This is a genomic window from Streptomyces sp. NPDC002623, from assembly GCF_053592635.1.
The window spans coordinates 1-15,218 of record NZ_JBSFWB010000044.1 but is presented as its reverse complement, the minus strand read 5'-3'; the positions used below and the strand labels follow the sequence as shown (position 1 = coordinate 15,218).

The following is a 15,218-nucleotide window of genomic DNA, read 5'->3' as shown; positions in this document are numbered from 1 at the left end:
CGTGGCGGTTCAGACGCCGGCGCATGTGGTGCTGCATCGATTCCGGGGGATTCTTCGGCACGGCCCCCATCCTGCCGAGTGCGGCGGCGGCCCGCACTTGGGTTGCGGAGTCGACCAGGGAAGAAGCTGTGTTCTCGACGGCCCGCTACGGCCCGCTACGGCCTCTTTGGCCGGCCCAAGGACCGAGGTGTCGCGAGCAGCCGGTGAGGTTGGTGGCGCAGCCCCGCAGAGCGAACGCCGCTGGGTGGGCTGGTTGCGTCCGCGTCAGCCGTTCGAGGCGCGGCGCCTGCGGGAGACAGTGATCAGGACCGTCCCTGTGGCCAACGCCAGACCGGCGGTGCCGGCCATGACCCCGATGGAGCCGGAGCGGCCGGTATCGGCCAGGCGGGGAGTCCTGGCGCGGGCGGCATCGCGGATGATGTCGGTCACCGCGTCGGGTGCGGTGAGGAACGCTGCGTGCGGTGCGTCGACCTCGACCGTGCGTGCGCCGGCTCGTTTGGCCATGAAGCGTTCGTTGGCGGTTCCGATGGTGCGGTCGTCGGAGGCGACGAGGTACCAGGAGGGAATGGTCCTCCAGGCAGGGGTCTTGGAGCGGTCGGTACTGGTGGCCGGGGTGGCGGGACGCTGGCCTGCCGCCAGGGCGGCGACGGTGGTGGCATCCAGCCGGTCGCTCAGGAAGACATCGCTGAACTTGTCGGGCTTGATGTAGAAGTCGATGCCGCCGTTGGCCAGGGGGATGGGGACCGCATTGAGTGCGGTGGGCACCGGGGCGCTGGGGTCGTCGGTGAGGTGGCTGCCGGGGAACTTGGCGATCAGCTCGCCCGTCGTCTCCCCGGTGTCGGGAGCGAAGCCGGCGATGTAGACCAGGGACTTCACGTTCCGATTGCCGGTGGCGGCATTCGTGATCACCGCCCCGCCGTAGGAGTGACCCACCAGCACGATCGGTCCCTTGATGCTCTTGAGGTAGGCGGCGAGGTAGGCGGCGTCCCCGGATAGGCCGCGGAGCGGGTTGGCCGGGGCGACAACGGTATAGCCGTCTCCTTGCAGGCTCTTGATGACCTGGTTCCAGCCTGAGGCGTCGGCCCACGCGCCGTGCACCAGCACGATGGTGGGTTTACCCCCTCCGGTGCCGCTGCCGCTGCCGCCGTCGGCGGTGGACGCGGCGGCAGCGGCTGAGGGTATGAGCGCGGCTGCGGGCAACAGCAGAGCGAGACCGCACACACGGCGAGAAGTCTTTAGCAGGTTCGCTGTCATGGCCATTCCTTTTGCCAGGTGGTGATTCGGCCTGTGACGAGTCTGCTGGAGCGGTGGTTACTCTGCGCGATAGATACAGTCATTTGAGTGATGCTCGGGAACGGGCGCGAGCTGCCGGGGCGCATGGTCACGGCGTTGGCAGATGATCTTGGATACGGGGCGGAAGGCGGCCCTGCACATGCTGTGGGCGAGGATGGGCGAGGGCGGTTGCGGGGGTCAAGGCATTGTTCCTGCTGCTCGGCACGGCCGGCTGCATGGGCCCGCTCGCCGACCCGGGCGAGCTGGTGCCGCCCGACGGCCAGGTCGTTTCTGATGGCTCTTGGTGGGCTGGGTGGATCTCGTGGGTTGCCGGGCAGGACGCCCGTACGGTGCGGCGACACGAGCTCACGGATGCGCAGTGGCAGAAGATCGAGCCCCTCCTGCCGGGCAACGGCAGGCCGGGCGGGCAGTGGGCGGGCAGTGGGCGGGCAGTGGGCAGATCACCGCAGGGTGATCAACGGGGTGCTGTTCCGGGCCCGGACAGGGGTGCCGCGGCCTGACCTGCCGGAGCGGTACGGTCCCTGACAGGCCGTCTACGAGCGTCATCGCGGCTGGTCGGCTGGCTTCCGTGCCGTGGCCACCCGGTACGACAAGCGCGCCTACATCTTCAACAACGTCCTCACCGTCACCGCGATCGTCATCTGGCTCCGCGACACCATCCAAGAGCCATCGGAAACGGCCTAGCCGTACCGGCCAACTTGTTCAGCTGCGCCTGGTCTAGCCGTAGCAGCCGAGGTTGGACTTCCGGGGCCGCTTCCAGATCGACTGCGGCCGCTGACGAAGGCGGAGCAGAAGAGGCGGCCGCGCCTGCAGCGCAAGCGGCTCCAGCAGGCGGGGCACCGGTGCTTCTTCACCGGCAGTCTCGCCGGCCCCGCCCTCGGCGCGACCGCATCGGCAGCGCAGCCAGCCGCCGCGACGCGCGTGCCCAGTCCCGGCTACGGCAGTCCAATGCCTGGCTGTGGCGGTGACGATGCGCACCGGACCACGCCCGGCACTCGACGCGCACCAGTGCGGACGATGAACTTCATCGGATGCGCACCAAGTGCTGTGCGCGGTACGGGTGGTGCGCATCGTGCGGGCAGTGCTTCATGCACCCGGCATCGGTCGGCTCCCGTGCCCAGCCGTATGCCTCCTCGGACGGCTTCCTGCCGGGGCCGCCTACGGGGAACCCGGGAAGGCGGACCAGGAGGGGGTGCCCGTCGGTCGCCTCGCACGGCGCGCCGGGTACGCAGCCGGGTGCCTGCCTGATGCCTGGGCTGGTTCTGCCGGCGAGTGAACTGCCTGCGGTCGGCATCCGCGTCGCCGGCGCCGCGCACGATGCGCGGACTCCGCTGCTCGCGCTCAGGGGCGCGGGCTCGGTCCTCAGCGAGTGTCAGATCCATCATGCCTGTTCGGAGGCGGTTTTCGGTAGGACGGAGCGCACGTCCGTTCGGGCTTGTCGCAGGTGGTGGTCCGCCCGCAGACTCGTCGTCATCCACTCTCCGACGTCCGTGTCGGCATCCGTTCCCGGCTGCCGACGCGTTCGCTGTGCTGTCTCGTCGCGTGACGGGGGCGGGCCGGGGGGTGAGGCAACGAAGGGGGATCGATGGATCAGGACATGGTTCTGCAGGCGAGGGTCAAGCTGCTCGGCGCCAACCGGCGGGTGGTGCGCGGCGTCGAAGGGCTGTGGATCTACCGCCTGCTGACGCAGGTCGAGCCGGAGGTATACGGGTCGAAGCTCGCGTACGTCCTGGTGGAGGCCAGCGCCTCGCCACTGGTGCGGGAGCTGCCCGGGCAACGTCTGGCCCTCTTGGACGAGGCGGTGGCGGTGGCGACGGCCCTCAGCGCCGCGCATCCCTACCGGGCCAAGGTGCTGGCGAGGGCTCTCGTCGCCCGGCGGGAACTTGACGGTCGGCAGGCGACGTAGCGGGAAACGCCGTATCCGGTGCGCATCAGGTGCGGTGCGCGGTGCGGGTGGTGCGCGGCATCGTGCGCACCACCCGCACCGGGGTGCGCGCACCGGACCGGGAGCGCACCGCGCCGGGTGCGCACCGGCAGCGGGGGAGTGCGTTGCATCGGGCACGACATATCGCGCCGCGTGCCCGATACGCGCCGCGCTTGGCGCGCACAGCAGGGGAGTGCGCCACGCTCGATTCCGTGCGGTTCGGTGCGCGATGCGCGGACGGGGTGATGCGCACTGGTGCGGTGCGGTGCGGTGCGGTGCGGTGCAGTGCAGTGCGCACCGCGCCGGGTGTGGGCGGTGCGCGGCTGAACGGGCTGGTCAAGGCCAGAAATCCAGCCGGGCAGAAGTGTTTTGCCGCCAACGATCAGTAATCGACTCACCGCGTGGAGTGGTTCGGGCTACAGGTGTGCTGGGACGACGTTCGTGTGACGGGGAGGGCTGGTCGGTGGTTCCGACGATCAATGTTGCGGTTCTGCTGGCGGTCATCATCGTCGTGCGGCTGCGGCGGCGTACTCAGGCCCGAAGCCGGAACGCCGAGAAGCTGACTGTCGTCATCGTGTTGGTCTTCGGCGTGAGCGTTCTGAGGGCTGAGATCGAGATCGTGCTGGGCGACCTTGGTTGGATGCTGACTTGCTCGGCCCGGTGTACGTGCTTGGCCGTTGTGGGTGTGGCAGCCTGAGGCGAGCCGATCCCGAAGGACTCAACCGACGTGAGTGGCACTCTTGAGCCCGTGCAGTCCAAGGCCCCGCAGCTCTGGCAGGTCGAGTGCACGCTCGTGGAAGAGCCGGCTCCAGGACATGGCGTGTTCCGGTTGACGGTGACCAACAACTCGCACATGCCGGTGCAGCGATGGACGGTGTCGTTCAGCCTGCCCGCCGGCGCCCACGCTCATGGGGAAGGCGCCGAGTTCGACATCCATCCCGAGGCCTCCAAGGGGCACGGTCTGCCGGAGCTGTTCGAGGTGGACTGCCTAGGGGTGGCCTACCTCTGCTCGGCCACCTGGACCCTTCTCCCCGGCGAGCAGGCCGCGATCATGGTCACGGTCCACGGCGGGAACGTGCTCGGCCCCTCAAGCGGGCCCCAGGGGTTCGGTGTGTTCACCTGAGGCGTCCAGCGCGGCGCGCCTGGCGTTCCACGAAGATCGGCACGAAGTCACGGATCCTCGCATCACGCAGCCGTTCCTCGGCCTCCTTCACCGCAGCACCCACCGCCGTCGGCTCCATCCCCGTGTAGCGGGCCTTCAACCGCTCCAGGACCTGCTCGATGGCCTTGCTCTCGAGGACGACGCCATCGCTCTCCGAATGCGCAGCGTCCATGACTGCTGCTCCCGCCGCTTGCCTCTCCCCTGAGTACGACCTCGCCTCCACCGGGCGCGGCCATCCGGAGGTGTGCGCCTGGAGCGCCAGGCTGACCAGGCTGGTCAGGAGAGCGATGTCGTCCTCGCAGTCCAGGTGGACGGTCACCCATGCCGATCCCAGATGAAGCCGGATCGCGGTGGACCGGCTCAGCTCGGGACGCAGGCGCTGGATGGCAGCGGCTGTCAGGTGAAGTTCGGCGTCGCTTCGCCCGTGGAAATGCACGATCTCGGCCTCGGCCGTCCGCAGAGCCGGCCCGGCGCCGCAGGCGGGCGCCATGTCGTGAAGATCGGGCCAGGTTGCCAGCCGTTCCATCGCAAGCTGCGTACCGTTCACACACGAATCCTGGCGTGAGAAGGTCACGTACCACTACCCCCTGGCTCCAGAGAGTCCGTGGCCCTGGGCAGCCGGATGCCTCGCTGACTGCAGGGCTGGCTGCGGGCGTGGGACCGCTGCGTCGGGCAGGCCGGCCGACGGGTGAGACGACGACTCATGGGAGTGGACGACTCATGGGAGTGATCGCCGCGACGGTGAACATCGCCTCGGTGTGCTGCGGCAGCCGCTCGTAGTCCCGGACCAGCCGCCGGAGTGCATCGCCCACGCCCAGCGTCGCTCCACGATCCACCGTCGCGGCAGAATCACGAAGCCTGGCGCGTTCTTCGGGCTGTACCAGAAGTGGCTGGTTGCGACTCTGCGGACTGTGTTTCCATGCCGGAGTGAACATCGAGAGCTCCGGGGTGCCGGACGAGAGGCCGAGCCGCTGGATCCGGCAGAGGGCTGATGGCGATGTCGAGGAGTGCGTGCGGGTCCTCGCGGAGGTCCATGCGCGCGACGGTTATCCGGTGAACTGGCCGGATCAGCCCGGCGAGTGGCTGTCACGCGGTCCCCTGCTGGGCTCCTGGGTTGCCGAACTCGAAGGCCGCCTGGTCGGGCATGTCAGTTTGTCGCAAGGCGGCGAAGGCGATCTGGCCCCGATGTTGTGGAGCGAGCGGAACGGGGCGACACGGGGTATGACCGCCGTGGTCAGCAGACTGTTCGTGGCCCCGCAGGCGAGGGGACACCGGATCGGTGCACTGCTGATCGGCCAAGCAGCGGAGGAAGCTCGGCGTCGTGGCCTGCATCCGGTGCTCGACGTCGTGGCATCCGATACCGCGGCGGCAGCCCTGTACGAGCGGCTGGGCTGGGAGCTGATGGCCACAGTCGAGCAGCAGTGGAGTCTGCACCAGACGGTGTCCATTCGCTGTTACGCGGCGCCATCGTGACGTGGTCGGTCCTCGCCACTCGTTGACGGCCGCGACGAGGGGCGGTCGCCTCGTGGCGGACCGCGAGCCTGTCGTACCTCATGGCCACGGCCCGGTGCCTTTTGAGGGCTCTTCGAAATTGGTGGGGGTTTGAGCGCCGGACGGGGTTCCACTGTGGGCCGTGACTGATAGATGCCCGCAGCTCTCGTAGATCATGTTGTCGTCGAAGCGTGATGATCACAGCGGAAGAGCTACGGACGTGGCAAACGATACGACGCGGTTGTTGGGCTTGGATGGCCTGGCCTGGCCTGGCCTGGCCGTGGTCGGGGTCGCCGACTGCGGCTGGTGTGGGCCGAGCGCTGCTGGCGCTGCACGAACTGGTGTGTCGGCGTCGCTCGTTCACCGAGTCGGTCCCGCCAGTACCGCCACGTAGGCGGCTGACCACACGATTACGGGCTGCGGCCGGGGCGGCGGTGCCGATCAGGGCCGCACGGTCGTCCAGGCGGCCCGCGACCATCCGCTCTCCTGGCCGGTCGTTGCGGCGGCGTTCACCCCTCATGCCCGGGCGGTGCTGCCGGCCCAGCCCGAGCCGGTGCAGGCGCTCGGTATCGACGAGATCCGCCGAGGCCGGCCGAGATGGATCCCTGACGAGGCGCCACCGGTATCTGGCAGACCGCCGTGGACCGTCGACACCTCGGCTTCGTCGACCTGTCCGGCAAGGCAACGACCTGTCCGGCAAGGCAAGCAGGGCCTGCTCGGGCAGGTCGAAGGCCGCACCGCCCAGTCGGTCATCGACTGGCCGGCCGGCCGATCGCGACCAAGCCCGACGCGACGTGGTCCAGTACGTCGCGATCGACATGTGCACGGTCTTCAAGTCGGCGATCTGCCGGGTCCCGCCGGGTCCGTGGGAACTGCGTAACCGGCTCACCCGCTCCGCCGCCCGGATGCGCGGCAAGCACGTCGACGCTCTCCTCGACGAGCTGTCCAACCTGCGCAACGGTGATCAGCGCGCCGATCACCGTTGCGTGGAACGCCAAGGAAGACCTCCTGGACCTGTCTGCCACCGCCCGGACCCGCCCGGACCCGCCCAGACCCGCCCGGACCGGGAACAGGTCCGCGATCTGCTGTACCGGTTCTGCCGCCGATGCGCCGACGCCGACCTTCCCGAACTGCAGCGCCTGGCCACAACCGTCGAGACATGGTGGCCAGAGATCGTTGCGTTCCTGCACACCGGGATCACACACCGGGATCACTAACGTCGGCTCCGAAGGCACCGCTCGATGCCCGTTAATTTCGTTGAGCCCGCACCCTGCAATCGTGTTGGCTGGCGGCGCCGAACTGTCAGTACCGCAGGTGTCCGCTTGGCTGTAGCAGGGAGTTAAACGTGCAGGACATTGTTGTCGACCCCGTTGCCCACAATCGGGCAGCCTGGGACAAGTATGTCCAAGAGGGCAACGAGTGGTCGAGGCCGGTGAGTGCTGAGGATGTCGAGCGCGCCCGCATGGGCGACTGGTCGATTGTTCTCATCGGGCGTGAGCCAGTCGACCGCTCCTGGCTGCCGACGGACCTGACCGGCAAGGACGTGTTGTGCCTGGCCTCCGGCGGTGGCCAGCAGGGTCCGATCCTCGCCGCCGCAGGGGCGCGGGTCACCGTATTCGACAACTCACCCCGCCAGCTCGGCCAGGACCAGATGGTGGCGGCGCGCGACGGACTCGAGCTGCGCACCGTCCTGGGCGACATGCGCGACCTCAGCGCCTTCGGCGACGCAACATTCGATGTCGTATTCCATCCGGTCTCCAACCTGTTCGCACCAGACTTGGCGCCGGTGTGGCGTGAGTGCTTCCGCGTCCTGCGACCGGGCGGAACCCTGCTCGCGGGTTTCCTCAACCCTGATGCGTACTTGTTCGACCACGAGGCGCTCGACGAGCGCGGCGAGCTGATCGTCGTGCACAAGCTGCCCTACAGCGATGTCACGCAGTACTCCGCCGAGGAACGCGCCACGAAGTTCGGCGCGGATGCCGCTCTTGAATACAGCCACACCCTCACCGACCAGATCGGCGGGCAACTCGCCGCGGGGTTCGTCCTCACTGGCTTCGCGGAAGCGCCGCACCAATCCAATGCATCCGCTCAATACATGTCGAACTATTTTGCGACGCTGGCGGTCAAGCCGGGCTGATCCAGCCGTGGGGCCGGCCGAGACGGCCGTGTCTCCGAATGGCCAAGTGGAGCGCTGTGCCGGCCCGACCCGCGGGAAGCCGGAGTACACCATCCTGGAAAGGAGAAGCCCCGGCGACCGCTGGTGTAGAGCGGGCCGCCGGGGCTTCACGGGTCGTCCAGAGCCGGTCGTCCGGAGCCGGTCGTCCGGAGCCGGTCGTTCGGAGCCGCCGGGGGAGGCGGTGCCGGACGACGATCAGGGGAGCCCACGGCGTGCGTGGCGCCTGGAGCTGGTCCAGCCGTTCGTACAGCGCGCGCAGCATGCGGGCCTTGTTCTGGCCACCCGGTGCAGGCTGCGGGACCGCTGCGCCAGGCGGCCGTCGGCCTCGCCCGGCACGATCTCGGCGAGTTGGCGCCGGCCGTCGTCGTCGGGCAGCCTGTCCGCGCACCTGCGGACATCGGCGGCGACCGCGTGGGTGGGCCCGGACAGCAGCAGCCCGACCTGTTCGTAGTCGTCGGGCCGCAGCGCTGCCGGATCGGAGCACGCCAGGTCCTGTCCGGCCGATCATGCGGCCGATCCGGGCACCGGTTCGATCTGGGCACCGGTCCGATCCGGGAGGTCGGGAAACGGGGAAGCGCCCGGCCGGGGGATTCTTGGCGCGCCGGCCTGGTAAAACAATGACCGGTGGGTACCCAGGAGCGCGATCGCAAGGTGTACCGGCCGCTGCGGCGGGCCGGACTTGAGGTGATCCCGGACGCCGTTCCGGACGGCACGATGCCGTTCGTCGTCGGATACCGTGCCGAGGACGTGGCCGGCGGCTTCTCCCACCGGTACGACACCCCACGGCTCGTCGAGCGGCTCAATGAGGACTGGTACGACCTCGCCGTCTCTTCGGGTCTGCTCGATGACCGGCGTGAGTTCCTCGTCCAGCTTCCACAGGGCACCCGCACGCACCGGGCCGCCCTGCAGCACCTGCACAACGACAGCTCCGCACCGACGCTCTGGACCCGGGTCCGGCTCCTGGACCGCTGGGACATCATGGGCCGGGGCGCGGCATCGGCGTTCCTCGGCATACACGCGGGCCACCCGGGCTTCGCCATGATGGCGCTCGACAGCAGTGTGTACGTCATTGCCTCGACGGGCGAGATCGGCGTCGACGTGTTCGCGGTGCGCCACCCGGACCGCTCGGAGAACATCCTGCAGTCCCTGGAACGGATCACTCTTCACGACAGTCCCTACGTCAACCGAGAGTTCAAGGAGCGGATCGCGGTCTGGCTCGCGGGCCGCGCACCTGGCGCCGTCAGCCGTTCAGACCGATGACCACGCGGTCCGGTGGCCGAGGCCGACAAGGGTTGTTGCCGTCCAGCTGATCATGTGACTACTCCATTGCCGACTCGTTCACGTGGACATGGAGCGGGGTGACCTGAAGGATGCCGAGTGGGAACGGCTTCGGCCCCTTCCGCAGACCAGTCTCAGGGTCCGCCGCCCTCATGTTCCAGGTCGAAACGTCGCAGGAATGCCTTCCAGGTGCGGTCGACGTCGTCGTATGTGGCGCCGGTCTTGGAGGACACGGCCAGACGGCGGGTGCATCACGGTCCTTTGACAGGTGCTCGACCTTCAGCCGGATCAAGGTGCCTTCGATCAGCGGGAGTTCGCCCTCGTGCTCCAGCCAGGCGGCCCGGTGGGTCAGCCGCGGATGGATCCGGTCCCAGCCCTGCGTCTCGGCTTTGCCGTGGTTCGCGGTGTCGGTGCGGGTGACGACCGCCGCCTCGAGCCAGGGTCTCCGCCTTGGTGAAGCGGAACTCGGGGCCGTGCTTGGGCGGTCGTCCGTTCACCCCCGGCAACCGGGGCGGTTTCGGCAGCCGCATGACGCGGTCGGAGCAGACCCGGCCCATGAGCTCGACAGCTCGACGGCCAGGTCTCGCAAGACCCGGGCGAGGCGGGTGACGTCGTAGCCGGCATCGGACCCAATGACGATGTCTGGGTCGCCGATCTGCCACTGACCTGCTGCGATGAGCCGTTCGACGACTTCTCGAAGCTGGTCAGCGGTGACTGCGGTGACGTCGTCGGCCGGCCCCAGACGGACTGCGTCCAGGATCGCGGTCCAGGACGTGGCACCCGTTTCCAGCACCGCGACGTCCATGCACAGCAGGGCATCCGACCGTTCGAACAGCTCATCGCGCCGAGCGGTCAGACACTCGTGGAACTCGCCCCCGCAAGCGTGACGCTTCCGCGAACGCTTTGCTCCGGACGGCATCAGGCAGCAGACTCACGTCCGGGGTCCCCAGGCGAGTCACCCCGTTCGAGGCGCGCCGCTCGACATCTGGAGCCGAAGAGGTTCAGTCGGGCAGCGCCACGGTGAGGTCCACCTCAACGAGCTGCCCCGTGAAGCCGAGTTGCGCAACACCCAACAGCGTGCTGGCGGTGGTGAACGCCGGGCCGAGGGCCGAGTCGGTGAGCCGACGCCAAGCGATACCCAGAACGTCTCTGTCGTCGCTCCGCACGTAGATCACCGAGCGCACCACGTGTCGCGGCTCGGCATCCACCGCAGCCAAGGCGGCGAGTGCGTTCGCGACGACCTGGTCGACTTGCACCTCGAGCGATCCGGAACCGACGAGGGAACCGCTCCGATCGAGCGGGCACTGCCCGGCCAGGTAGGCCGTACGACCGGTCTCCACCACGGTGATGTGGTGATAGCCAGGCGTCTCATGCAGTTGCTCGGGGTTGATACGGGTGATCTTCGCAGTCATGCGAGCGAGTTTGACCGGCATTCCGCCGGTGCGCATCGCAATTTGCCGCACCGGACAACGCTCGCAGCAGCCAGAGGGTCAAAGAACAAGCTGAGAGCCTGTGAACACACCCCGTCTGCGCAGCGGCGTCCGGTGCGCCCGCTCTTCGGGCGGACGACGGCGGTTTGTGCGCAGGCTCTCAGCTGAACCGCTGACGGGGTGGTTCCGGAATACGCCGGAGACCTGCCTTCTGCCAGCGGCAGAACACCGGCCCGACCAGGCTCGACGATCACTACAGTCCAGGCTCATGACGACGGTTACGACGCGCACGATCGAATACGCGGCCGACGGCCTGACGATGATCGGGCACCTTGCGCTTCCGGCCGGTGTCGACCGACGGCCCGTGGTCCTGGTCGGGCCCGAGGGGGTGGGGCTCAGCGATGTCGAACGCCGCCGGGCCGATGCGCTCGCCGAGCTGGGATACGTGGCGCTGGCCTTCGACCTCCACGGCGGGCGCTATTTGGGCGACCCCGAGGAGATGCTGGCACGTTGTATGCCGCTGCTCGCCGACCCCGACCGGATGCGAGGCATCGGCCACGCGGCGCTCGACGTGGTCCGCGCCGAGGCGCGGACCGACCCGGACCGGATCGCCGCCGTCGGCTACGGCACCGGGGGCGCAATCGCGCTGGAGCTCGGGCGCGACGGCGTCGACCTGCGCGCGATCGCGACAGTCAACGCACTGACCACGGGCCGGCCAGGGGAGACGGCGCGCATTCGCTGCCCGGTGTGGGCCGGGGTCGGGTCGGAGGACCCGATCATGCCGCCCGCGCAACGAGTCGCATTCACCGACGAGATGCAGGCTGCGGGCGTCGACTGGCGCCTCGTGGTCTACGGCGGCGCCTTGCACGCCTTCCATCACCCGCCGGTCGACCACACCGTGCTCCCCGGGGTCGGCTACCACCCGCAGCACGCGCAGCGAGCTTGGCGGGACGTCGTCGACCTGCTCGCCGAGTGCCTGCCCATGACGGAGTGATCTGGTCGGCAACCACGATCCCGGACCGCAACCAAGCCGGTCGAACGGGGCTTTTCCCTGCGCGCTGTCCAGCACTCGATCCGACGTGGCTGCCCCATCGTCTGCAGCTGACACCCACCTTCCATCCCACTGGTCTCCCAGAGGAGATCACTCACCGTGCGCGGATCACGGAAAGTGAGCCAGAACCATTTTTCGCGAACATCGGCGGTCACGCGGACAGCCGACTGCCTCCCAGGCTGCTGGACAAACGTCGCCCATTGAAGTGAACGAAGCCGATTCGGCCGTTGCCGACAGGAGCTACAGCCGCCGAACCAATCTCCAACTGAAGGGCTGGGCATGGTTGGATCCGCGGCGGTGTCTGTCCTGCCGCTCAGTCGGCCTTGCGTTCGGGGGAAGCGGTGCGGTGGGCGAACTCGCACAGGGCGCGGCGGCCCGGGCTGTCTGTCTTCGCCATCAGGCTGGCGACGTGCTTCTCCGCTGTACGCGGTGAGATGAACAGGCGCTCTGCGATCTCGTTGTTGCCGTATCGCCGGGCCAGCAGGACGAGGACGTCGTACTCGCGGGCGGTGATCCCATGGCGGCGCAGTGCCTCGGGGACCCTGCCGTGGCCGGAGCGGCGCTGGGCGGCCGGCATGCCCGCCTGGCGCAGGAGAGCGCGGCAGGCACTGGCCACGGGGGCGATGTTCGCGTCGTGGAAGTACTCCTCGGCCGTGCGCAGCCATAAGCCGGGCGTGCCCCAGCCGTCGGTGATCGCGGCTTCGGAGACCAGGCGCAGACCTAGATGACGGGCGAGCGGGAACGGGGCCGAGGCAAGGATCGCCTGCTGGACGGCTTCGGCGGCCTCGTCGTGGCGGGAGTCCCCGCCGAGCAGCACCGCCCGGGTGAAGTGGACGAACTGGAGGTTCCAGCGCAGGCGCGCCGGAGCTTTCCGTGCGACGGCTTCCAGTCGGTCCTGGTCGAGGTCCGCACTGACGGCCGCCACCAGGAGTTCCAGGCCGTAACAGCCGGTGAGGAAGTAGGTGGCGGGGTGCTCCAGGTCCCAGGCGCGAGCAGCGGCCAGGGCGTCCCGGGCGGCCGGCCGGTCCTCGTCGAGCAAGGCGGACACGGCGTGGCAGAGGCCGAGCACCACCGGTGTGTACTCGGAGTGCTCGCCGCCCCGGTCGCGGTAGTCGGCCAGATGCCTTTCCATGTCGTGGGGTCGGCCCTGGTGGGCGGCGAGGGCGGCTTGGACGACGTACACATAGTGCAGGTCCCCGGTGTGGCCCAGGCGTATGAGGGCGGACGCGCAGCGTGAGAGGGTCTCCTCGGCTCGCTGGCTCTCTCCCCTGAGCACCGCGTGCATGGCGAGGGCGGACTCGGCCTGGTATGCGGAGGCGATGGCGCCCATCTGGAGGAACACCCGGTGGACCTGCTCCAGTTGGTCCGGGCTGCCGGTGACCATCCCCTGGTTGGTCGCCAGTCTGCTGAGGGCTCGCGCTCGCCACAGTCCCAGGCCGTGCTTGTCGGCGATGGCGAGAATGCGGCGCAGGCAGGCATCCGCCTCGTCGAAGCCGCGCGGGCGGGCGAGCAGGGCGAGCAGTTGCAGGCCCTGGCAGGCGATGACCGGCAGACCGATGCGCTCCGCGGCCTCGACGGCGCCGCGGACCAGTGTTTCCGCCTGCGTGGTGTCGAAGCCTGGCGCCTTCCGCCCACCGCGGACCTGGACGAAGCCGTCCACGACGTCGACCGGGACCCGCTGCTCGGGAGCGCAGTCGCTGCCGAGGACCGACCGGGCCGCCGCGACCCGCTCGGCGGCTTCCGGCCAACGGCCGACCATGACGGCCGTCCAGGCCAGTTGGGCGTGCAGATTCGCCCGGCGTGCGTCGTCGAGCTCCATGAGGGCCGTGTCGGCGACCGATCGCGCGAACTCGAACGCCCGCTCGATGGCCCCTGATTCCACCAGAGCATTGAGGAGTGATTCGACGCAATCGGCCCATGTGTTCTGGTCGCGATGGGGCTCGACAAATTCGAGCGACTTTTCGAGTAGATGCGCCGCGTTGGCGACAAGTCCCTCCCGGAGGGCCAGGTGGCCGGCCTCGGCGAGCAGGAGGCCCGCCCGGTGGAGTTCACCGGCGGCGTGCCACAGACCGGCCGCCAGCTCGAGCCGCTTCCCCGGCAGATCCGCCTCGGCCTTCTCCAGCGCCTCCGCCGCGCTCCGGGCGAGCTGCGCCCGTTCCCCCGGTAAGAGTTGGGTCAGTAACGCCTCGACGGTGAGCGCGTGCTTGAAGACGTACGCGTCGCCGTGCCCGTGCTCCGGCAGGATCAACTGGGCATCCACGGCGGATCGAAGGTGGATGTGCAGGCTCCGGTTGTCGAGTCCGGTGACCGTCTGGAGGAGGGGCGAGGAGAAGCGGCGGCCCAACAGCGCCGCAGTGTTGAGCGCTAGCTTCCCCTGCGGGCCGAGACGGTCGGCACGCGCCAGGACGCTGCGCGTCAAGGTGACGGGGACGGTCGTGTCGAGGTCGCGGACCACGCGCCAGTCGCCCGCGCCGAACTGTTGCAGTGCCCCGGTCGCGATCATCCCGTTGAGCAGTTCCTCGACGATCAGTGGTGTGCCATCGGCGTCATGGAGGAGCCGGCGGGCCACCGGGGCGGGCAGCTCGTCCACCGAGATGCCCAGGCAGGAGGCCGCGAGGTGTGTCACGCCGTCCGCGGTGAGCGGCCGGAGTTCGATGACATGACCGGCTTTACGGCTCCTGCTCTGGTAGACGAGGTCCAGCGCCGGGCCGTCGTCGGGGCGCAGCGTGACGAACAGGGTGACGGGCAGCCCCCGTAGATTGTCGACGAGGTACTCGGTGACCGCTATCGACTCGGGGTCGGCGTCGTGCAGGTCTTCCAGGACGAGCAGACATCCCTGGTCTCTGCCGGCGGCGGCGAGCAGCCGCAGGACGGCCTCGGCGAGCACGATCAGGGATTCCGGCCGACTCGGCCCGGTGCCCTCCCGCCACCGCGGTACGAGTGCGGACAACGCCGCCCGATAGGGCCGGAGTTCGGGGCTCTGCGGGACGGCGCCGGCGCGGTCCAGCGACAGCAGGGCCTCGGCCAATGGCCGCAGCGCTATGGGGGCGCCTATGCTGCTGCACCGTCCCTGCAACACGACGCCGTGGCTCCGGACCTGCTCAGCCGCCTGGTCGACCAGGCGGGACTTCCCCATCCCCGGGTCGCCGACGACGAAGACCACCGCGCCCTGGTGATCTCGGCCTTGAGCGACGGCCGTGTCGAGTTCCCGCAGTTCGCCGGTCCGGCCTATGACGGTCGGTGAGTGGGTATACACCCGCGAAAACTTATTCGCCGGGTATGACTGTCCGCTGAACGGTTGATAAGTGGGCAGTCGGCAGAGAAGCCGGCCGGGGCCAGTTCCTCCATGCGCTCGCGGTTGACGGTGAGGGTGGCCATCATGCCGGTGAAGGCGGGGAGCAGGACCTCGAGCT

12 protein-coding genes and 3 pseudogenes are annotated in these 15,218 nt (G+C 69.0%); 8 read left to right on the top strand and 7 right to left on the bottom strand.

What is annotated here, in order from left to right; genetic code table 11:
• Window positions 1-264 precede the first annotated feature (264 nt).
• Window positions 265-1,260, bottom strand: coding sequence for an alpha/beta fold hydrolase (locus ACWD4O_RS42185; protein ID WP_451288354.1), 996 nt, complete (start codon window positions 1,258-1,260; stop codon window positions 265-267).
• Window positions 1,261-1,622: 362 nt separating this feature from the next.
• On the opposite strand from ACWD4O_RS42185, the pseudogene ACWD4O_RS42180 reads away from it, so the two are divergent.
• The 4 genes and pseudogenes from ACWD4O_RS42180 to ACWD4O_RS42165 all read left to right on the top strand — a co-directional run.
• A pseudogene (locus ACWD4O_RS42180) lies at window positions 1,623-1,815 on the top strand (transposase); the annotation flags it as partial.
• A 1,075-nt stretch (window positions 1,816-2,890) separates the two neighbouring features.
• Window positions 2,891-3,199: a hypothetical protein gene (locus ACWD4O_RS42175; protein WP_451288353.1), complete on the top strand. Its 309-nt coding sequence runs from the start codon at window positions 2,891-2,893 to the stop codon at window positions 3,197-3,199.
• Between the two features lie 481 nt (window positions 3,200-3,680).
• Window positions 3,681-3,914 carry a hypothetical protein gene (locus tag ACWD4O_RS42170; protein ID WP_451288352.1) on the top strand — a complete coding sequence of 78 codons (234 nt, stop codon included), beginning with the start codon at window positions 3,681-3,683 and terminating at the stop codon, window positions 3,912-3,914.
• A gap of 30 nt (window positions 3,915-3,944) precedes the next feature.
• Window positions 3,945-4,340, top strand: a complete 396-nt coding sequence (locus ACWD4O_RS42165; protein WP_451288351.1) for a hypothetical protein — start codon at window positions 3,945-3,947, stop codon at window positions 4,338-4,340.
• Here ACWD4O_RS42165 and ACWD4O_RS42160 read toward each other — a convergent pair.
• On the bottom strand, window positions 4,333-4,926 hold the full coding sequence (locus ACWD4O_RS42160; RefSeq protein WP_451288350.1) for a three-helix bundle dimerization domain-containing protein: 594 nt from the start codon (window positions 4,924-4,926) through the stop codon (window positions 4,333-4,335). The genes ACWD4O_RS42165 and ACWD4O_RS42160 overlap by 8 nt on opposite strands.
• 160 nt (window positions 4,927-5,086) lie before the next feature.
• Window positions 5,087-5,253, bottom strand: a pseudogene (locus ACWD4O_RS42155) (transposase); the annotation flags it as partial.
• 137 nt (window positions 5,254-5,390) lie between these two features.
• Between ACWD4O_RS42155 and ACWD4O_RS42150 the strand changes: the two are divergent.
• Complete coding sequence (locus ACWD4O_RS42150) at window positions 5,391-5,852, top strand: GNAT family N-acetyltransferase (RefSeq protein ID WP_451288349.1); 462 nt, start codon at window positions 5,391-5,393, stop codon at window positions 5,850-5,852.
• A gap of 767 nt (window positions 5,853-6,619) precedes the next feature.
• Here ACWD4O_RS42150 and ACWD4O_RS42145 read toward each other — a convergent pair.
• Window positions 6,620-7,060 carry a hypothetical protein gene (locus tag ACWD4O_RS42145; protein ID WP_451288348.1) on the bottom strand — a complete coding sequence of 147 codons (441 nt, stop codon included), beginning with the start codon at window positions 7,058-7,060 and terminating at the stop codon, window positions 6,620-6,622.
• Window positions 7,061-7,215: 155 nt separating this feature from the next.
• Here ACWD4O_RS42145 and ACWD4O_RS42140 point away from each other — a divergent pair, with 155 nt between their 5' ends.
• Both ACWD4O_RS42140 and ACWD4O_RS42135 read left to right on the top strand, forming a co-directional pair.
• On the top strand, window positions 7,216-8,007 hold the full coding sequence (locus ACWD4O_RS42140) for a class I SAM-dependent methyltransferase (protein ID WP_451288347.1): 792 nt from the start codon (window positions 7,216-7,218) through the stop codon (window positions 8,005-8,007).
• 663 nt (window positions 8,008-8,670) lie between these two features.
• A complete protein-coding gene (locus ACWD4O_RS42135) occupies window positions 8,671-9,306 on the top strand; it encodes a hypothetical protein (RefSeq protein WP_451288346.1) in 636 nt (211 codons plus the stop codon).
• 170 nt (window positions 9,307-9,476) lie between these two features.
• On the opposite strand, the pseudogene ACWD4O_RS42130 reads toward ACWD4O_RS42135, so the two are convergent.
• A pseudogene (locus ACWD4O_RS42130) lies at window positions 9,477-10,259 on the bottom strand (transposase); the annotation flags it as partial.
• A 66-nt stretch (window positions 10,260-10,325) separates the two neighbouring features.
• Complete coding sequence (locus ACWD4O_RS42125; RefSeq protein WP_451288345.1) at window positions 10,326-10,736, bottom strand: RidA family protein; 411 nt, start codon at window positions 10,734-10,736, stop codon at window positions 10,326-10,328.
• A gap of 286 nt (window positions 10,737-11,022) precedes the next feature.
• On the opposite strand from ACWD4O_RS42125, the gene ACWD4O_RS42120 reads away from it, so the two are divergent.
• On the top strand, window positions 11,023-11,748 hold the full coding sequence (locus ACWD4O_RS42120) for a dienelactone hydrolase family protein (RefSeq protein ID WP_451288344.1): 726 nt from the start codon (window positions 11,023-11,025) through the stop codon (window positions 11,746-11,748).
• Window positions 11,749-12,118: 370 nt separating this feature from the next.
• On the opposite strand, the gene ACWD4O_RS42115 is transcribed toward ACWD4O_RS42120, so the two are convergent.
• Entirely contained in the window at window positions 12,119-15,061 is a 2,943-nt protein-coding gene (locus tag ACWD4O_RS42115) for an ATP-binding protein (protein ID WP_451288343.1), read from the bottom strand.
• Window positions 15,062-15,218: the final 157 nt, after the last annotated feature.